Below are 19,321 nucleotides of genomic sequence, written 5' to 3' on the forward strand. Positions count from 1 at the left end.
GACCCCTCCCGCACCGGCCACTCACGAGGCCCGTCCGCGCGACCCCCGCGGGCGGGCCTTTTTACTGCCGTCTGCTCCTGCGCCCCGACACCGCCAGCGAAGGAAAAGGGGGTGGGGTTGCGGCAGACCAGTGGAGAGGCCAGACCATGCCCCAGCAACCCAGGACGCAGCGCCTGCCGAACTTCATCATCATCGGGCGAACCCGCGACGGCGAACTCGATTGCATCTCCGCGATCAACGGAACGCCGATTGCCGACCCGCAAATATGGAACACCCTGCTGGTCGAAACCCATCGCTGCCTCTCGATCGCCGTTGGCGAAGAGCTGACGGTGTGGAGCGTGCACGATATCAACGCCGTGCTGCTGCCTGACGCCAACGCCATCGGATTTGCCGCACGCATCGACCTTGCCGAGATTGCTTGAACATCCGGACAGTCCGGATTATACGGATTGTTATCCGCATGACGGTAATGACGACGACGACGATGACGGGCGTGGCCCGCTGGTAACTTGGCGATGATGAAGGCGGAGACGAACATGAAACAGGCTTACGGAGAAACCGTCACCACGACCGCTTTTTCGAAGAAGGTCGGCTACTATTACGACGAGGCGATCCGCAGACCCATCGGTCTCGAGCGCCACGGAGAGGTCCGCGTCGTCATGGTGCCGGTCGACGAGTACAACTCGCTTCGAAAGCTGTTCGCGCGTGCCCTGCAATCGGAGCAGCTGAAGGATGTCATCGGAGAAATCACCACCGCGCCGCCGGCGTTCCACCCTGACGCCCCGGACAGCTACGAAGACGCCGCCCACGCCGGTGCCGAGCGCCCCCGCCAAACCCGCAAGCGGGCAGAACGCGAGACCGCGACCGCCTGAACCCGGCGCCATCATCGACTACGGCTATCTCTGGGCCCGCGAGGACGCGAAGGGCCAAGAGAACGCCACCAAGACGCGGCCGTGCTACATCTACGGCGTAAAAGCCATCGACGGGCTCTACATCGTCTCCGTCATGGCCATATCGAGCTCGTCGACTGGCGCGCGCGTGCCCGTTCATCCGCGCGAACGCGCAGCGCTGGGGCTTCCCGACGACTGCGACGTAGTAATCGAGGAGATGAACGTGTTCCAGTGGTCGGGTCCTGACATCGTCCCACAATCGGACGGATCCCTGATGCGGGCAAACCCCGCATCGAGGAAGCTGACCGCGGCAATCGGCGCCGCCATGGTCGGGCGAACCCCGACTATCGTTTTCCGGTCTCCCTGACACGAGCAGCGCGCAGCACGCCAACAGCGTGAATCGTCCGTATGCGTGGGACGCCCGCCTGCCCGGGCCGAAATGCCTCGCGACGAACGTGGAAGACGAGGCATCGTAGCGCCAGGGATCTCGCCACCGGCCACTCCCGAAAACAGGGTCGGCACCACGCAGCGAGACCGATCCCGCTTCCGCAGGGAATCAGTACGGCGTCACCTCCAAAGCGGTGTTCAGCACTACAGGGCCTCTCCAAGCCGAGTGCATGTCCGCCGTCCAGTGCCCCTGCCCCTCCGGTCGGGCTTAGGGCCAACCTGCGAAAATGCGAGCCGTGTTCCTCGCTTCGCGAGCTGCCCGCTCCACCTCGATTTTCGAGGTTTCCCGCGCACGGGTGCGCGGTGTCCCATCCCTCCCTCCGGGGCTCGATAAGGGCACCGGCGGACAAGCCGTCGGCTCAGAAGGAGGCTTTTGAAATGAACACCGTCAACCTCGTCGGCCGACTGGCCAAGGACCCGATCGCCCGCGACGGCAGCAAGACCAAGGTCACCGAGCTGCTCCTGGTCACCGAACGCCCCGTCATCCGCGACGGCCGCGTCCAGAAGGATCCGGAAACCGGCTACACGAAGACCGACGCCGAGTTCCACAAGATCATCGTCTTCAACGGCATGGGTCTTCCGCTCCGCGACCACAAGGCGAAGGGCGACCAGCTCGCGGTCACCGGCCGCATCCACTACACCCGTTGGCAAGATGCCGACGGCAACGACCGCTACGGCTGCGAGATCATCGCCGAGAACGTCGAGTTCCTCTGACCGACCCCGATCGGGCGGCGCGCAAGCGCCGCCCTTTCACCATCTCACCCAGGAGAACTGCCATGAAGGACTTCGGCCTCTTCGCGGAGCGCGACGCCGCACGCGCGGAACGCAAGCTCGGCGAGCTCACCCGCTTCGCCGCCCGGCGCGAGATCATGCTCGAGACCATCGATCTCGATAGCCTGGACCGCTCGACCGCTTTCGACATCCTTGAAACGGACGAGGACCTGGCCGAGACGATCGCATTCGGCCCGATCTACGTCCATCATCTCGCGACGCTCGAGGCGCAGCGCGCGGAAATCGCGGCTTCGCTCGCACGGGCTGCGTAAGCGACCTCAAACCTATCTGGAATAGCCTGTTGCTAAGGAAGCCTACCGTAAGGGGACGGAATGCGCTCGCATCCCGAGGGCGGTCCCGCATGAGCCCGAGACCAGTCTTCGATCTGATCCCAGAACGACCCATGTTCATACATCAGGTTCCGGATGGCTGCAGAGTTATGATTGGTTGACCTGCAGGCGATACCGACAGCTTCAACCGTCGCCTTGTAAACGAGATCCGGAATGGCCACCCGGCCCCGATAATTCATCGCTATCGTGGACTCCACCAACTCGGCGCTATCAGAACCCCGCGGAGCGATCACTAGCTTCAACCGCCTGTCATTGTCGCGATTCACCAGAAAGTATCGCCAACTCGGGTCGGCTTCAGCCAAAGCCGGGACGAGTTCGACAGGGTGGGAATCTCCCCCGCTTGTCATGGCAACCCAGCAATCTTCGATATGTCGTCGCTTTCGCGCTACAAGCACCAGCGGCCCAGCGATGTCGTAATCGTTCCCATCCGAAGGTTCGAGGGTGAATCTCTGGCATAATCTACGCCATCCATCGTGGGGCAGCATCGCCCTGCCGGACACGTACCATTTCAGTTCCCTGACCGTGACGCCGATAGCATCAGCGACATCCTTCTCCGGAAGAGGCCAACAGGCCAGAATCGATTTAACGAGTTCATACGGATCTGAAAGCGACGGAGGGTAGTCATCGTCGGGCGACCATTGCTCATCGCCGTCGTCCTCATCGTCTTCGTCAAAATCCGATTTGTCCCCGATGAGAAGCGACACACTCTCGTGAAAGAAATCTCCGGAAGGTGGGATATAGAAATAACGGTCTTGCGGCGGTGGAACCGATGCCTCCCACGATCGCAACCAGGGACCCTGTTCAAAGCCAATCGGCCGAACGAACGTGGCCGACCCCCTATTTTCGAGCGCATCCCATTCTCCAGCACGCTTCTGCATTGCCAGACCGCCCGGCAATGTTCGATATCCTTTAGGCTCATCAACCTGCCGAGCCGCTGCCTCGAGCGCTTTCAAAGGCTCCTCCGGTCCCCCTTTGAGGAACATCAAGTAACCCGTCTGTGCAGACCTCATTGAAGCAGGAAGCGATTTTTCCCTCGGACCGGCAATCTGCAGGTCGACCCCGACCGCATCCATTGCGTCGGCTAATCCAGGGGCGGCACCCGCCAAATGCTTGGAAACCATGATCCTGTCGGGAAGTCCTTTAAGCCAACTGGCGTCCGCCCACGCCAGCGACAGAACTTCTCCCAAGTCACGCGGCGCCGCGAGGTCGGAATAATACCGGATGCGATACGGAAGACCTGCAACCGTTATTCCATATAGAAGTACCGGCGAAAGTCCGTAGGACGCCGCATCTCCCAACGTAATTGGATCGGGCACCCTGACCATACCATAATCGCGGTGTCGAAAGACTTGTTTCGCTATAGACACATAAAGGTGATGCAATCGTTCCATTAGAAATCCAATCTATCGTAGACGAACGATAATCCGGCACATCCAGGTTAACAATTGCCGCCTCCCGACCTTCGGCCGGGACCGCGCTCTACTGCGCTAGGCTCCTGCCAGCACCTCGCCTTCGCTCGATCGCTGTCTGCGTCGCCAAGCTACGCCGAATCCGGCAAGCCGGTTTCGGCCCATTCGGGTGACGATCGCCTGGCGGGATAGCCGCGCATCGCGCTATCGCGCTGCGGCCTGAAGAGCGGGGCTGTCTGCATCGGCTCGACCTCCGGCCGACAAGGTCATGCCCGACGCCTGACTGGCAGATTCACCGCATCCCATCAGCGCTGAACAAGCCTTCGGTCGGGCCTCCGCATTATAATCGGCCCCGCGGGCTCTCGGTCCCGCCGCTCGCGTCCGGGCGGCCGCGCGAGGGCAACGACCCCTGGCGTTGCCGCGCGCGCGAGACGCACCGGCCTGTCTTGGCGCGGCTCCTGCGGGAGCCCGATGTCCGTGAAGAAGAGAGGAGGGGAGAGGAGGGGGTGGGTTTGATTGCATCCTCGTGTGATGGGGTCCGAAGGATACTTGCGGCAAAGATCCGGTCAAGGATCTGCGGTCCCCCCAATTTTTTCCCGGCTTTTGTCTGCTTGCAGCAGACGGGAAAAAATCGGCTCCCCCGCAGCCCGTAGGCGTTAACCGGGGCCCGGCCCTGACGTGCCGGCTTCCCGGTTAACGTCCCTGACCTCGTTTGCCCGCTGCGCACCATTGGACCCGTCATCACGAGATGACGCGATCAAACCAATGGAGGCTTCCAATGCAGACTTTCAATTCTTTCGCCGATCTCGCCAACGCCCGGATCGAGCTGGCCGACAGCCGCGGCCCGGTTACCGAAGCATACGACGGGGGGCTCTGTTGCAAACTCTGACACGGTTTCCAAGATTGGGCTCATGTACTGTCAAGGTCAGTTGCGATGAACGATTTCAAAGGACGGCATTTTACCGGCGAGGTCATCCTATGGGCGGTGCGCTGGTATTGTCGATACGGCATCAGCTACCGTGATCTCGAGGAAATGCTGTCCGAGCGTGGGATCGATGTCGATCATACGACGATCTATCGCTGGGTGCAGCGCTACGCGCCGGAGATGGAGAAGCGTCTCCGCTGGTTCTGGCGGCGCGGCTTTGATCCGAGCTGGCGTCTGGATGAGACCTACGTAAAGGTGCGGGGCAAATGGACCTACCTGTACCGGGCGGTCGACAAACGGGGCGACACGATTGATTTCTATCTGTCATCGACACGCAGCGCCAAAGCGGCGAAGCGCTTTCTGGGCAAAGCTCTTCGTGGCCTGAAGGACTGGGAAAAGCCGGCCAAACTCAATACCGACAAGGCACCCAGCTACGGCGCAGCAATCGCTGAGCTGAAACGCGAAGGCAAACTGGCGGCGGAAACCGAGCACCGGCAGGTGAAATATCTGAACAACGTGCTCGAGGCCGACCACGGCAAGCTGAAGATGCTGATCAAGCCGGTACGTGGCTTCAAGTCGATGCCAACGGCCTACGCCACGATCAAGGGCTTCGAGGTCATGCGCGCCCTACGCAAAGGACAGGCCCAGGCATGGTGCCTGCAGCCAGGTATCATGGGGGAGGTGCGCCTGGTTGAAAGAGCATTCGGAATTGGACCCTCGGCCCTGACCGAAACCATGATTATGCTCAATAAGCATTTCGCCAATGCTGCCTAATCCCCCAACTGGGTGACGCCGCGCGGCCGTGCCCCATGTTTGCAACAGAGCCGGATATTCCGCGAGCAGGATCGTGGCCACCGGTGTCAGTGTTTCGGCCAGCAGCCCTTGCAAGGCTTCTTCCACGATGAGCAGCGCAGGCGTGCTGTCGCCCAGAATACCGGCGATCTCGCGCGGGGCCAGCCGCCAGTTGATCGGCAAGAAGATCGCGCCCGCCTTGGCGCAGCCGAAGAACAGCTCGAACTGTGCCGGCCCATTGCGCGCGATGATCGCGACGCGGTCGCCCAGCCCTACTCCGTGCGCCGCCAGCGCGCTCGCCACCCGGCTGGCCCGCATGTCGAGTTCCCGAAAGCCCAGGGTTTCTCCCGCAAGCGTCAGGCACGGCGCATCGGGCGTCAGTGCCGCATGCTGGCGCAGCAGAGCAAGAAGGTTGGTTTCCACCTGTTCAGTAGCTTTTCGGCAGGCCCAGACTGTGGGTTGAGACGTAATTCAGGATCATCTCGCGGCTCACCGGCGCTGTGCGGTGGAGGCGCGCGATGAACCACAGGTCGGACAAGCCATACTCATTCGACAGCCCGTTGCCACCGTGGACTTGGATCGCCTGATCGAGCGCCTTCAAGGAGGATTCGGCGGCAGCGAACTTGGCCATGTTGGCGGTTTCGGCGGCGTCTTCCCCGCCATCGCAGAGCTGCGCGGCGCGGGCATTGAGCAGGCGCGCGGCTTGCACGTTGATGTATGCTTCGGCCAGCGGGTGGGCGACGCCCTGATGCGCGCCAATCGGTGTGTTCCAAACCGAGCGGTCCTTGGCATATTGCGCGGCCTGCGTGATGGCGAAGCGCGAGATGCCGTTGTTGATCGCAGCTGCGGCGATGCGTTCGGGGTTGAGGCCCGAGAATACCTGCTTCAGGCCCTCGCCAGGCTCCCCGATCAGCGCGTCATCTGAAACTTCCACATTGTCGTAGAACACGGAAAACTGCTTTTCGGAGGTGCGCAGCGCTGAATCGATCTGTGTCATCGAGATGCCCGGCGTGTTGGTGGGCACAACGAACAGAGACAGGCCCTGCCGCGAGCCGTCGTTCACCGGCACGCCATCACGCGCCACGACCATGACTGCGTCCGACTGGTCGATGTCAGACGTCCAGTATTTCGCGCCGTTGATCACCCAACCATTGCCCTTGCGCACCGCATGGGTGGTGACTTTGTGGGTGTTCGATCCGGCGTTCGGCTCTGTGATGCCGAAGCACATCTTGCGTTTGCCGCTGGCGATGCCGGGCAACCACTCCTGCTTCATCGCCTCGCTGCCGCAAGCCGCAATTATCGGCGCGGTGATCGAGGAGATGACCATCGAGAGGATCGGGCAGCCGTGCGCTGCGGTTTCCTCTATGCAGATATTGAGTTCCGAAAGGCCGCCACCACCACCGCCGTATGCCTCTGAAACGTGCACACCCAGGAACCCGGCTTCGCCAAGCGCCGACCACAAGGCGGTCGGCTGCTCGCCCTTGTTGACGACATCTTGGAAGTATTTCCGGCCAAACTTACCGACGAGTTTGCTGACGCTGTCACGCAGATCGCGATGATGGTCGGCGGTGTCGCACAAGGTTGTTTGGAAAAGATCAGACGACATTCAAATTACCCCAAACTTGAAACGGATTCATTACGGCCAAGTGAAAAAGCCTTGGCCCGATTTGGCGCCGAGTTTGCCTGCGGCGACCATGTCGATTAAGATTTGCGGCGCAGCGAAGCGCGGCCCGTGGGCGGCTTCCAGCGTGCGCGCGATATCGAGCCGGACGTCGATGCCGACGATGTCGCTGAGGCGAAGCGGCCCCACCGGATGGCGATAAGCCACAACGGCTGCGCGATCGATGTCCTCAGCCGAAGCGACGCCCGATTCGAGCATTCGCATCGCCTCAAGGCTGGCGATCAGATCGAGCCGGCTCGTGGCAAACCCCGGGACATCGCGCACGGTGAGCGACTGTTTGCCGATCGCTGTCACGTAGGCGCGAGCGGACTCCAGCGTCTTAGGCAGGGTCTTTGCGCCTTCTACCAATTCAACCAGATGGATCGACCAGACCGGATTGAAGAAGTGCATGCCGAGGAAGATTCCGGGATCGGGCAGGGCTTGCGCCAACCGGTCGATCGACATTGCGCTGGTGTTGCTGCCGATCATCACAGGCTTTCGGCGTGCAATCCGCGCCAGAATGTCGAGCTTCAATTCGAGTCGTTCGGGCACCGTCTCGATAACGAGGTCGAGCCCGTCCGGCAGCAGGTCCACCGCGACAATCCGTGTGATCCGGCTATCGAGCGCCCTTGCACCTGCCGCGTCGAGCTTGCCGCGGGTGATGGCGGAGGCGGCAGTCTTGCCGATCGTGTCCCGCAGCGCGAGCGCGTGGGCATCGTCAGGCTCGACCACAATCACCCGGGCACCGGCCATGGCGCTGACATAGGCAATGCCGACCCCCATCGTGCCGCCGCCAACCACGGCGATCTGCTGTTTTATCAAAGGCTCGTTCATCGTCCTGTCCATCGCGCGGGACGCTTTTCGGCAAATGCGCGCGCGCCCTCGCCCGCGTCGTAAGAAGCGAGCACAGTGTCGACCAGCGGACGCTGGCGCTCCCATATTTCGGATTCGGGCCATTCGCGCGATTCGCGGATGATCCGCTTGGTCATCGCGGTGCTCAGCGGCGCATTTGCGGTGATGGCCTCGGCAAGCGCCAGCGCGCCTGCCAGTGCGCCGCCTTCGGGCACGATCCGGTTGACCAGACCCCAGCGGTGCGCCGTCGCCGCGTCCATTCTCGCGCCGGTGAGCGCGTATTCGAGCGCGATCGCCTCCGGAATACGGCGCGGGAGCCGCACCAGCCCGCCCGAGCCTGCGACCAGACCGCGCGATACTTCGGGCAGGCCGAACCATGCGGTTTCGGCCGCCACGATTAGATCGCAGGACAAGGCGAGCTCGCACCCCCCCGCCAGCGCGAAGCCTTCGACCGCGGCAATCACGGGTTTGATCGGCGGCGCTTCGGTGATCCCGGCAAATCCGCGGCCTTCCACCTCGGGCCGCTCGCCAGCAGCGAAATCTTTAAGGTCCATGCCGGCACAGAACGAATTGCCGCGCCCGGTTATGATGCCCACGCGCAATTCCTTGGCGACATCGAGCTGGTCAAGCGCCGCGGCAATGGCGAGCGAGACTGCGCGCGTTACCGCATTGCGCTGCTGCGGACGATTGATCGCGATGACCAGTATCGCGCCGTGCTGTTCGATCTGAACGGGGCTATCCATGGCTCAGGCTGCGCCTGCGGTCAGGAGGGGGTTGCACCCGCTCAAGCGATATTCGCTGAGATCGGCAGCTTCGGTCATCGTCCAGAAGTCGATGATCCGGAACGGGTTGTTGACCACCACCCGACCTTTCGAATTCTTGTAGTAGGTCTCTACGCCGGGATAGGTCCAGACCATTCCGGCGTGGGTCGCATCGACCTGCGCATTGTAGGCATCGTGCACGTCCTCGCGCACTTCCACCTGCACGGCGCTCACAGACAATGCCTGACGGATGAGCGACATCACATAGTGCATCTGCCGCTCGAGGACGGTGATCAGGCTGCCGCCATGTCCGAACTGCGTGTTGGGACCATACAAGCAAAAGAAATTGGGGTAGCCAGGAACGACGGTGCCAAGATAGGCACGCGCGTCGTCGCCCTTCCAGTCCTTGTGCAACTCGCGCCCGCCCTTCCCCACCACCCTCATCGGAGCCAGCAGGTTGACCACGTCGAAGCCGGTCGCCCAGATCAGGAGATCGGCATTGTGAACAGTGCCATCCTGGGTGCGGACACCATTGGGCAGGGCCTCGACCACCGAACCGGTGACAAGCGTGACATTTTCCTTCGCAAGCGTGCGGAACCAGCCATTGTCCAGCAGCATGCGCTTGCCGAAAGGCGGGTAGTCCGGAAGGACCTGCGGCAGCAGATGGGTTGCGGTGCCTAGTTCGGCGGTGATATAGGCCTCGAGCCCCTTGCGGTGCGCGTCGTTGACCGGGTTGATCGAGCGGCCATGGCCCGCCCACGCAGGATCCTGCTGCAACGCTTCGTAGAGCTTGTCATTGAACGCCCAGCTGAGGCGGATACGATACCAGAGGCGGTATAGCGGCACTGCATCGAGCAGGCGGCGCAGCGGCTCCGGGATGCTCTTGCCGAATTTCGGGAAAGGCGCAGCCCACTGCGGGGTGCGCTGCACGATTGTCAAGGAGGCGACCGTGTCCGCGATTGCGGGCGCGACCTGCATCGCGCTGGCGCCATTGCCGATGAGAACCACGTTGCGCCCTTCGAGCGACACACCCTCGTCAGGATACCTCGCGGTGTGAAAACTGGGGCCCTCGAAGGTTTCCAGCCCCGGAATGTCGGGCAGGCGGGGCTTGTTGAACGCCCCCACGCCGCTAATCAGGATCGCAGCGCGCAAGGTTTCTTCCTCGCCCGCCTCGCTGATGACCTGCGCGGTCCATTCGCTAGAAGCCTCGTCGAACCGCGCTTGCGTCACTTCGAGGCCAAAACGGATCGACCGCATGATGTCGTGGTCCGCTGCGACCTTTTCGAGATAGGCGTGGATTTCGCGGCTGCCCGCAAAATAGCGCGATCAGTCATGAGGGGCGAACGAGAACGAATACAAGTGGCTCGGCACGTCGCAGGCCGCACCGGGGTAGCGATTTTCCATCCAGACGCCGCCCAGTCTGCCCCGGCGTTCGACAATCGTGTACGGTATGCCCGCGCTTTGAAGCCGGACCGCAGCGCACAGGCCCGAAATACCCGCCCCGATGATCAGAGCCCGAAAGCCTGGCGGAACGGGGACAGCAGGGACGCCTGGCGCTTCCTGCTCTGGCAGGCCGAGATCTGCACGGATCATGGCCGCATAAGAAGCTGGGATCGTCTCGCCGAGCGAGACGCCCATTATTTCCACCAACAATTCGTCGGAGGGATCGGCGATGACAACCGGCTCGCCTGCAAAATGCCGGATCAGAGCCGCATGGGCAGCATGGCGTATCTCTTGCTGCACGTCATCTGGCAGGCCGCCGCTGTCATTGTCATCCATTCCCCGTGTGCGGGACGGGACGAACTTGCCTTCGATCCAACGGCGGTCTCCAGTCATTTGCACCAGCAGACAGGCCAGCGTCGGAACGTTGGCAGCTTCGAGCGCCGCGCTTAGCCAATCGTGATCTGTAGTTTGCTGCACAGCTTCCTGCCACTGCCTGTCATGCTGCCTCTGCAGACATCTGCCGTCCGGCACCTCTTCCTCAATCCGCAAATGCCGGGGAAAAGTCAACGCCTATGTTGAAGCCATGCTGCCATTGTCGGCGTTGCTGGCCAAGAATGAGTTTCAACCAAGGGCGCGCTCCCTTTTAGGGCTATATAAATTACGGATTGGGCCGAAAAATCGTAAGATAGCGTCAGCCAGCCACTTAACTCACCCCAAAAATTTCACACCCCTGTTGACGAATGTCGCACGTTTAATCTACGAAGGTGTTGATAGGGGGCGGCGACTCCACGCCGGCAATAATGCCGTTTACGCCCAGGGGGAGACTAGCTTGATGTCAAGACGTACCATTGTTCGCGCTGCGCTCGTTTCGACCAGCGTGCTTTCGTTGGCGACGACTGCGCATGCGCAGGTCGCTCCCCCGGTCGAGCAGGCTGCTCCCACCGAAGGGCTTGGCGAGATCATCGTCACAGCGACCAAGCGCAGCGAAAACCTGCAGGAGGTGCCGGTGGCGATTACCGCAGTGACCGCGGACGAGCTCACCGAGCGGGGCGTGTTTTCGACCGCCGACCTCAACAACTCCATCCCGAACCTTCAGGTCAGCTCCGCCTATGGCGAGACGCAGCCAAACTTTACGGTGCGCGGAATCGGCGTGGGCACCGAATACAACTCTAACGCTGCATCGCCGGTCGGCATCTATGTCGACGAAGTGTACCAGTCGTTCCGCGCCAGCCATGGCCAGCAATTGTTCGATCTGGAGCAGCTGGAAGTCGTGCGCGGCCCGCAAGGTACGCTTTTTGGCCGCAACACTACAGGCGGCGCAATCAACTTTATTACGCGCAAGCCAAGATTGCAGGGCAGCAACGGGGCGATCACGCTGGGCTACGGTTCGTTCAATCGCGTCAGCGTGCAAGGTGCGGTCGAAGTCACGCCGGTCGAGGACCGGCTGGGCGTTCGCATCGCCGGGAGCTATGTCGATTCTGATCCGTTCGTGCGCAACGTGCAGCCGGTTGGTCTCATCAAGTCCAACCCGAACGTGCCCGACAACATCGCTTTCGGTGACCGCAACACGGGTATCTCGCCGGGTGGTCATGAAACCTGGGCCCTGCGCGGACAGGTTCGTTTCCAGCCCACGGACAGGATCGATCTCAATCTAAAGGCCTATGTCGCACAATCGCTCGGCGGGCAGGATTCCCCGCAGAACCATGGCCCGTCGCTCACCGACGATACGATATCGCTGGCGGATTCCGCTTTCGGTTTCTTTTATACGCCCCTTGCCAGCACGTTGTTCGGCAACGGCAGAAACCTGGTTGACTTCCTGCCGCCTGCTTATAGCGCAAGAGGCCGCGGGCTAACCGATCGCGAGATCGAGGGCAACTCGATTGGCACGGCAGAAACCAAGACCTTCGGCATCGTGCTCAACGGCAGGTTTGAACTAAGCGATCAGCTCAATCTGACTTCGATCAGCGGCTTCGACCGTACGCGATACGGCTTGCTCCCCCGCATTGATTGCGACGGCACGCCCTTCAATGTCTGCGCGATCGGCTACGCATCCCTTTCGCGCAGCTTCAACCAGGATCTGCGCCTCGATTATGCTAACGACCGGTTCAAGGCGATCGGAGGCCTCTATTACGGCTGGGACGAGATCGTCACTAACAACACGCCCGACTTCTACGGCTTCCTCAGCGACGTGAACGCGGCGATCGGCAACCCCAGAACTTATTTCAACCCCGCCGGGCTTGGCCGTGAAGCAGGCATGGTTACCGCGCTGAAGGCCACGCAGGACTACACGCAGGAGCGCAAGTCCTTTGCGATCTATGGGGAGGCCAGTTACGAGCTGACCGACACGCTCAAGATCACCGCAGGTCTGCGCTACACCAAGGACAAGTTTGCGTATCTCGATGCGCTCACCACGTTCTTTGACGATACCGGTGCGCCGCGCCTCTATACCGTTTCGGACTACGCGCCCGGCGGCGTACCCTCGCGGTATTTCATCGGTGACGATCCTGCGCTCGACAGGAGCATCAAGCCGCTTAACCGTCGTGACGGATCGAACGCGCTCACCGGCCGTGCGATTGTCGACTGGACGCCGGTCGATGACCTGCTGCTCTATGCCAGCTACAGCCGTGGCTATCGCGGGGGCACCTATAACGGCCTTGCGTTCCAGTCGGCTGCGCAGGTCTACTTCGTCGAGCCCGAAACGGTGGATGCTTTCGAAACCGGTTTGAAAAGCCGTTTCTTCGACGACCGGGTGCAGTTCAATATCTCGGCGTTCCATTACATCTACAAGGGCCAACAGCAGCAGCTGCTCGATCCCAGCTCGGTCACCTTCCTGATCAATCTCGATGGCAAGGTGACCGGTCTGGATGCGGAACTTACCGTGCTGGTGACCGACAACCTGCGCTTGAATGCCGGTCTCGGCGTGCTCGACAGCGCGTTCGACAGTGGCGAATGCCCGCTCACGCCGATCAGCGGTACGCCGCCTCAAGCCGGAAACTGCATTTCGACCGCCGGTGGAAAGATCGACGTGGGCGGCAATCCGTTTCCATATGCCAGCAAGGTTTCGGGCAACCTCGGGGTGGATTGGGATGCGCTGACAACGGAAGACGGGACGCTCACATTGCATGCTGACACGAGCTATACCGGCCGATACTTCTATGATGTGTTCGGTAGTTACGACTTCGTCGGCCCGCAGGGCACTTCGGTCAATGCCGGGAGAGGCCCGCTGGGAGAGGGACAGCGGCCGTATTGGCTGATCAATGGGCGGATTTCGTACAGAACGGACAACTTCACCATCGCCGGTTTCGTCAAGAACCTGACTGACAAGCTATATTACCCGAACGCGATCAACGTCGAGGGCAGCTACGGCAGTGATTACCGAATTCGCGCTGTACCGCGCCAGTTCGGCATCGAGATCAGTGCCAACTTCTAATCGAGCCGCATGAGGGCACCTGCATTGCAGGTGCCCTCTTTTCATGTACTATCTAAGCCCCAGAGGGCAAGTTCCATGCTCAAGATTTATCCGGTTGCCGTATCCATGCTGTTGCTTGCCAGCTGCAACCAGCCTCTGGCGGACAGCTTCACCACGCCCGCAACCGCTGACTGGCTCACCTATGGCGGCACGGCGCTGGAGCAGCGCTTCAGTCCGCTGACCGAGATCAATTCGGACACGGTGGAAAACCTCGGTCTTGCCTGGAGTCACGAGTTCGATACCGCACGCGGGCTAGAGGCAACGCCCCTCGTCGTTGACGGGGTAATCTACACGACAAGCGCATGGTCCAAAGTCTATGCCTTCGATGCGGTAAGCGGGAAGCAGCTGTGGAGCTATGATCCCAAGGTCCCTGGTGAGACCGGGTTCAAGGCCTGCTGCGATGTCGTTAATCGCGGGGCTGCGTTCCACGATGGCAAAATCTATGTCGGTGCGCTCGATGGCCGCCTAATCGCGCTCGATGCGAAAACCGGGTCGCTGCTTTGGTCGACGGTCACGGTCGACCAGAGCAAGCCATACACGATCACCGGTGCGCCGCGCGTGGTCAAAGGGCGCGTTCTGATCGGCAATGGCGGGGCAGAATACGGCGTGCGCGGCTATGTGAGCGCCTATGACGCGCAGACCGGCAAGCTCGCCTGGCGGTTCTATACGGTACCCCCAGCAAAAGGCGCCGCTCCCGATGGCGCTGCTTCGGATAGCATCATCGAGAAAATGCAGGCCACCTGGGACGGCGATTGGTCGAAGTTCGGAGGCGGCGGTACCGTCTGGGATTCGATCGTCTACGACGAGGAATTCAATCAGGTTCTTATCGGCGTTGGAAATGGCTCGCCGTGGGATCACCGCGTCCGATCGAACGGCAAGGGTGACAACCTGTTCATATCTTCGGTCGTCGCGCTTGATGCCGACACTGGGGAGTACAAATGGCACTATCAGGGCGTGCCGGGCGAAAGCTGGGATTTCACGCAGACCCAGTCGATTATTCTTGCCAACCTGAAAATCGGCGGCGCCGATCGGAAGGTGATGATGCAAGCGCCCAAAAACGGCCTGTTCTACGTCATCGATCGCAGCGACGGGAAACTGATCTCGGCGAAGAACTTCGTTCCGGTCAACTGGACAAGCGGGGTCGACATGAAGACCGGTCGGCCGGTTGAAAATCCAGAAGCACGCTATGGGAAGGGCCTGTTCGTCGCGACGCCTTCGGGCCACGGTGCCCATAACTGGCAGCCGATGGCCTTCAGTCCGCAAACCGGTTTAGCCTATATTCCGGCGCAGGAAGTCCCGCTGGCATACGTCAGTGACAAGCCTTTCGTTCCGCGTCAGGGTGGCTGGAACCTCGGGGTAAATCTCGCGATCAACACGCTGCCCGATGATAAAGCGGCGCTGAAAGCGGTGCGCTCCTCGCTACGCGGCTATATCATTGCGTGGGACCCGGTAAAGCAGAAGGAAGCCTGGCGCGTCGACCTCGGCGGCCCCGGCAACGGCGGGATGCTGACAAGCGCAGGCGGACTCGTCTTTGCCGGCAATGCCAAGGGCAAGCTGGTTGCTTATGCCGCCGATAGCGGCAAGGAACTATGGTCCTACGATACCGGTATCGGGATCATTGCCCCGCCCATTACCTATTCCGTCGACGGCGTTCAATACGTCGCGGTAATGGCTGGCTACGGCGGTGGCTACGGGTTGCCGGCCGCCTTTGCCGAGCTTCAGGGACCACGCCCCAACGGCCGCCTGCTGGTCTTTGCGCTAGGGGGCAAGGCTTCTTACAAGATCGCCCGCGCACCGCAGGCGCCGCCCGTGATCGTCCAGGAAAATTGGTCGCCTGCAACGGTGACAAAGGGCGCCGAACTTTATGGCAACACCTGCTCGGTGTGCCACGGTGGCGGCGCACGTTCATCGGGTGTGCTGCCCGATTTGCGCCGGTCGGGCGTGCTGGCTGACAAGGCCAGCTGGCAGGCTGTGGTGCATGATGGCGTCCTCAAGGAGAATGGCATGGTCGGTTTCGCCAAGTGGATGTCGCGCGACGACATTGAAGCCATCCGTGCCTATGTCGCCGACCGCGCGCGGCTGGTGGCGAAGGAGGGGGACCAATGAGCTTGCAGATGCTGATCGGTGGCAAGTTAGTCGGCGGAAGCCGGAAGCTTGATGTGATTGACCCTGCGACGGGCCAGGTGTTCGACAGTTGCGCATGCGGTTCGCGCGAAGACTTCGAGGATGCAGTCACCGCCGCGGCAGCTGCTTTTCCCGAATGGTCCCAGACCACCGCGGAGCAGCGCAAAGCCCTGCTGATAAAGATGGCCGAGGTCATCGAGGCGAATATGGAATTGCTTGCCCGCACGCTTACACAGGAACAGGGCAAGCCGATCCCCGATGCGCAGGCCGAAGTAGGTGGGGCCGCCTACTTCTTGCGATATTATGCTGGGCAGGAAATCCCGGTGGAAGTGATCGAGGACAGCGAGGATCGCCGGATCGAATTGCACCGCCGCCCTCTCGGCGTAGTGGCGGCAATCGTGCCTTGGAACTTCCCAGTTCTGACGGCCGTGAACAAGGTTGGTGCCGCGCTGCTCACCGGCAACACGGTGGTCGTGAAGCCTGCAGCCACTACGCCGCTGGCAACGCTCGAGATTGCTGCGCTGTGGAAGGATATCGTGCCACCCGGTGTCGTCAATGTCGTGATCGATGCCAACGATCTGGGCGACGCACTGACTGGGCACCCGCTCGTGCGCAAGGTCAGCTTTACCGGATCGACCACCACGGGAAGCAAAGTGATGGCTGCAGGTTCTGCCTCGCTCAAGCGCATGACGCTGGAACTGGGCGGAAACGATTCCGGCATCGTGCTCGATGATTGCGATCCCGAGGTCGTCTCGCAGAAACTGTTCGATGCCGCCTTCGCCAACAATGGCCAGGTCTGCATCGCGCTCAAGCGGCTTTATGTCCACGAAAGCCAATACGATGCGGTCTGCGCCAAACTGGCTGAGATCGCTAAAGCTGCGGTCGTGGGCCCCGGATCACAGCAGGGCACGCAGCTTGGCCCGGTCCAGAACCGCGTCCAATTCGAAAAGCTGAAAGCCTTGATTGAGGAAACCCGCGCCGAAGGCACCATCATCGCCGGCGGCGACTGTCCCGAGGGCGAGGGCTACTTCATCAACCCAACCATTGTGCGCGACATCGCAGACGACGCCCGGCTTGTCGTTGATGAGCAATTTGGCCCTGTGTTGCCGGTCATGCGCTTTGCCGATATCGACGGCGTGGTTGAGCGCGCCAACAACACCGGGTTCGGCCTTGGCAATTCGGTGTGGTCGGCCGATCCCGCCCGCGCCGAAGCTGTCGCGGCACGGCTTGATTCCGGGTCGGTGTGGGTGAACAAACACGGCGATATCGGGCCCGATACGCCGTTTGCTGGTGCCAAGATGTCAGGTGTCGGGATCGAAATGGGAATGCACGGGCTGCTGGAATTCACGCAAGCCAAAGTGATCAACTGCGCCAAAGGGGTATCTGTGTAATTTTCCCACCCATCGACCGATCTCGCAACGCCATTTGGCCAGACCGCATGACAGCGTCGCGGTCCAGCGCAATGCGTAGTCATTTGCGGCATGATCAGCGAGACGGGCTTTCAGTAAGGCGATTCAAGACCTGAAATGATCATCTCGGCAAATGTCGCCCCAGGATCTTCCCCGGTTTCCGAATGGCCGGGCTTGTACCAGCGGTGGGTCCAGTTGAGCATTCCCAGCACGCCATAGGCCACGACCTTGGGTGTCCCGACTTTTCGGAAACTGCCATCGGCGTAACCTTGCTCCACGATGTCGATAACCTATCGTTCGATGCTTTTGTTGAGGGCACGCATGTCCGCCGACCAGCTCGAACGCTTGTCACTGACGTTTCTTAGGTCTTCGCGGATGTAGATGTAAAGCAGCGGATAATTGGCAGCATAGGACGCCATGAGAGCGAGGATCAGTTCGCGCATCTTGCGCGTTGGGCTGATTCCGCTTTTCGCGATCCGCCGGGCAAGTTCATCGTTCTGTTCAAGAACCGAGCGGACGATCTCATCGAACATCTGCTCCTTTGACGAGAAGTAATTGTCCGTCGTCAGAACATTTGGCACAGGTCGCGGCGTAAATTAGCGGAGTGCGGGCCTCGTCTGTTGTTGGGTTTTAGGCGGCGAGCTTACGGTGTTGCAAGCGCCGATGTTCAATGGTCTGTCGCTTGATCCTTTCGCGTTGTTTGATGATGGCTGGTGCCCTGCCGAAGTAGGCGTCTGCGGGCGTCACGTTGTTTAGGCTCTCGTGGTATCGGCGGTGGTTGTAGTGCTCGACGAAGGTCTCGATCTGGGCCTCAAGGTCGCCGGGCAGGAAGTAGTTCTCGAGCAGGATGCGGTTTTTAAGGGTCTGGTGCCAGCGCTCGATCTTGCCCTGGGTCTGGGGGTGCATCGGGGCGCCGCGCACGTGGCTCATCTTGTTGGCCTCGATGTATTCAGCCAGTTCGCCCGCGATGTAGCTGGGACCATTGTCGCTGAGCAGCCGGGGCTTGTGCAACACCGTGGCGCTGTCGCATCCGGATGCGACCAACGCTACATCCAGCGTGTCGGTCACATCCTCGGCCCGCATGTTGGTGCACAACTTCCAGGCGATGATGTAGCGCGAGAAGTCGTCGAGCACGGTGGAGAGATACATCCAGCCCCACCCGATGATCTTGAAGTAGGTAAAATCGGTCTGCCACATCTCGTTCGGCCGGGTCGTCTTGGTATGGAACGCATCAGCCGCTTTCACCACGACGTATGCCGGGCTGGTGATCAGATCGTGGGCCTTGAGCAGGCGGTAAACCGTAGCTTCGGACACAAAGTATTGGCGCTCATCGGTAAATCGCACCGCCAGTTCGCGCGGTGACAGCTCGGACTGCTCCAGCGCCATTTCGACGATCTGGTCCTGCACCTCGGGCGCGATCCGGTTCCACACCCGGCCTGGAGCCGATGGCCGATCCGCCAACGCCTCCGGGCCGCCTGCGAGGTAGCGGTCATACCAGCGGTAGAACGTCCGCCGGGCGATGCCGAGTTGGTCCAGCGTTCGCTTGGCAGGCAGGTGGGACTGCTCGACGATCCTGATGATCTCGAGCTTCTCGGATGCGGGATACCTCATTCTTCGTCGCCCCCATCCGCGATCATGCTTTTTTTGAGCAAACGGTTTTCCAGCGTCAGGTCGGCCACGCATTCCTTCAGGGCGCGGGCTTCGCGGCGCAGATCCTGCACCTCGCCAGTGGTCGCGGCACGGGCGGTATCACCGGCCAACCGGCGCTTACCTGCTTCCATAAACTCCTTCGACCAAGTGTAATACAGGCTCTGGGCGATGCCTTCCTTGCGGCACAGCTCTGCGATGCTGTCCTCACCACGCAGGCCGTCCAGCACGATGCGGATCTTTTCTTCGGCAGAGAAATGGCGCCGGGTTGCTCGGCGGATATCCTTGACCACCCGCTCAGCTGGGGCCTTCTTGGGAGGGGATTTTTTCACGGAGGGTTGGGTCTTCATCTTCGTTCCTTCGTCACTACGA

At 61.1% G+C, this 19,321-nt stretch carries 18 protein-coding genes and 1 pseudogene; 9 read left to right on the forward strand and 10 right to left on the reverse strand.

The genetic code is table 11. The features are described 5' to 3' along the window. The first annotated feature begins 146 nt into the window (after positions 1–146). The 5 genes from SPYCA_RS17960 to SPYCA_RS17980 all read left to right on the forward strand — a co-directional run bounded on the left by SPYCA_RS17960 (position 147) and on the right by SPYCA_RS17980 (position 2,380). A complete protein-coding gene (locus SPYCA_RS17960) occupies positions 147–422 on the forward strand; it encodes a hypothetical protein (protein WP_120222447.1) in 276 nt (91 codons plus the stop codon). Between the two features lie 114 nt (positions 423–536). Next, the gene (locus SPYCA_RS17965) at positions 537–872 is read left to right on the forward strand and encodes a type II toxin-antitoxin system Phd/YefM family antitoxin (protein ID WP_172595169.1); all 336 of its coding nucleotides are present in this window, start codon (positions 537–539) and stop codon (positions 870–872) included. Continuing rightward, positions 814–1,257: a hypothetical protein gene (locus SPYCA_RS17970; protein ID WP_120222449.1), complete on the forward strand. Its 444-nt coding sequence runs from the start codon at positions 814–816 to the stop codon at positions 1,255–1,257. The genes SPYCA_RS17965 and SPYCA_RS17970 overlap by 59 nt, the downstream gene beginning before the upstream one ends. A gap of 458 nt (positions 1,258–1,715) precedes the next feature. Continuing rightward, positions 1,716–2,051, forward strand: a complete 336-nt coding sequence (locus tag SPYCA_RS17975) for a single-stranded DNA-binding protein (protein WP_120222450.1) — start codon at positions 1,716–1,718, stop codon at positions 2,049–2,051. Positions 2,052–2,113: 62 nt separating this feature from the next. Continuing rightward, positions 2,114–2,380 carry a hypothetical protein gene (locus SPYCA_RS17980; RefSeq protein ID WP_120222451.1) on the forward strand — a complete coding sequence of 89 codons (267 nt, stop codon included), beginning with the start codon at positions 2,114–2,116 and terminating at the stop codon, positions 2,378–2,380. 32 nt (positions 2,381–2,412) lie between these two features. On the opposite strand, the gene SPYCA_RS17985 is transcribed toward SPYCA_RS17980, so the two are convergent. Then, on the reverse strand, positions 2,413–3,849 hold the full coding sequence (locus tag SPYCA_RS17985; protein WP_146625183.1) for a hypothetical protein: 1,437 nt from the start codon (positions 3,847–3,849) through the stop codon (positions 2,413–2,415). 952 nt (positions 3,850–4,801) lie between these two features. On the opposite strand from SPYCA_RS17985, the gene SPYCA_RS17990 reads away from it, so the two are divergent. Beyond that, entirely contained in the window at positions 4,802–5,566 is a 765-nt protein-coding gene (locus SPYCA_RS17990; RefSeq protein ID WP_006949122.1) for an IS6 family transposase, read from the forward strand. 69 nt (positions 5,567–5,635) lie between these two features. Here SPYCA_RS17990 and SPYCA_RS17995 read toward each other — a convergent pair. From SPYCA_RS17995 to SPYCA_RS19635, 6 genes and pseudogenes are all read right to left on the reverse strand, one after another. Further along, positions 5,636–6,007, reverse strand: a pseudogene (locus SPYCA_RS17995) (AMP-binding protein); the annotation flags it as partial. Between the two features lie 4 nt (positions 6,008–6,011). After that, positions 6,012–7,190, reverse strand: a complete 1,179-nt coding sequence (locus SPYCA_RS18000; protein ID WP_120222453.1) for an acyl-CoA dehydrogenase family protein — start codon at positions 7,188–7,190, stop codon at positions 6,012–6,014. Positions 7,191–7,220: 30 nt separating this feature from the next. Then, entirely contained in the window at positions 7,221–8,078 is an 858-nt protein-coding gene (locus tag SPYCA_RS18005; protein ID WP_120222588.1) for a 3-hydroxyacyl-CoA dehydrogenase family protein, read from the reverse strand. Then, a complete protein-coding gene (locus SPYCA_RS18010) occupies positions 8,075–8,839 on the reverse strand; it encodes a crotonase/enoyl-CoA hydratase family protein (RefSeq protein ID WP_120222454.1) in 765 nt (254 codons plus the stop codon). Before SPYCA_RS18010 ends, SPYCA_RS18005 begins: the two co-directional genes overlap by 4 nt. 3 nt (positions 8,840–8,842) lie before the next feature. Continuing rightward, positions 8,843–10,156 (reverse strand): flavin-containing monooxygenase, encoded by a 1,314-nt coding sequence (locus tag SPYCA_RS18015; protein ID WP_269462459.1) that lies wholly within the window; start codon positions 10,154–10,156, stop codon positions 8,843–8,845. A 27-nt stretch (positions 10,157–10,183) separates the two neighbouring features. Further along, positions 10,184–10,849 carry an NAD(P)-binding protein gene (locus SPYCA_RS19635; protein ID WP_232003713.1) on the reverse strand — a complete coding sequence of 222 codons (666 nt, stop codon included), beginning with the start codon at positions 10,847–10,849 and terminating at the stop codon, positions 10,184–10,186. Between the two features lie 283 nt (positions 10,850–11,132). Between SPYCA_RS19635 and SPYCA_RS18020 the strand changes: the two genes are divergently transcribed. The 3 genes from SPYCA_RS18020 (at position 11,133) to SPYCA_RS18030 (ending at position 17,284) form a co-directional block, all read left to right on the forward strand. Beyond that, the gene (locus SPYCA_RS18020) at positions 11,133–13,730 is read left to right on the forward strand and encodes a TonB-dependent receptor (protein ID WP_172595171.1); all 2,598 of its coding nucleotides are present in this window, start codon (positions 11,133–11,135) and stop codon (positions 13,728–13,730) included. A gap of 75 nt (positions 13,731–13,805) precedes the next feature. Next, on the forward strand, positions 13,806–15,875 hold the full coding sequence (locus SPYCA_RS18025) for a PQQ-dependent dehydrogenase, methanol/ethanol family (RefSeq protein ID WP_232003714.1): 2,070 nt from the start codon (positions 13,806–13,808) through the stop codon (positions 15,873–15,875). Further along, entirely contained in the window at positions 15,872–17,284 is a 1,413-nt protein-coding gene (locus SPYCA_RS18030; RefSeq protein WP_120222456.1) for an aldehyde dehydrogenase family protein, read from the forward strand. Before SPYCA_RS18025 ends, SPYCA_RS18030 begins: the two co-directional genes overlap by 4 nt. Before the next feature lie 110 nt (positions 17,285–17,394). Here the strand turns inward: SPYCA_RS18030 and SPYCA_RS19155 are convergent, their stop codons facing one another. The 3 genes from SPYCA_RS19155 to SPYCA_RS18040 all read right to left on the reverse strand — a co-directional run bounded on the left by SPYCA_RS19155 (position 17,395) and on the right by SPYCA_RS18040 (position 19,299). Beyond that, positions 17,395–17,580: a hypothetical protein gene (locus SPYCA_RS19155; RefSeq protein WP_146625184.1), complete on the reverse strand. Its 186-nt coding sequence runs from the start codon at positions 17,578–17,580 to the stop codon at positions 17,395–17,397. Between the two features lie 12 nt (positions 17,581–17,592). Continuing rightward, positions 17,593–17,835 carry a hypothetical protein gene (locus tag SPYCA_RS18035; RefSeq protein ID WP_120222457.1) on the reverse strand — a complete coding sequence of 81 codons (243 nt, stop codon included), beginning with the start codon at positions 17,833–17,835 and terminating at the stop codon, positions 17,593–17,595. 97 nt (positions 17,836–17,932) lie between these two features. Beyond that, positions 17,933–19,299 (reverse strand): IS3 family transposase gene (locus SPYCA_RS18040; RefSeq protein ID WP_120222458.1). Its coding sequence is split into 2 segments (ribosomal slippage): positions 17,933–18,948 and positions 18,948–19,299, totalling 1,368 coding nucleotides; the frame shifts between segments, so codons are not numbered across the junction. Between the last annotated feature and the right edge of the window lie 22 nt (positions 19,300–19,321).

This window comes from Sphingopyxis sp. FD7 (assembly GCF_003609835.1).
Lineage (GTDB): Bacteria > Pseudomonadota > Alphaproteobacteria > Sphingomonadales > Sphingomonadaceae > Sphingopyxis.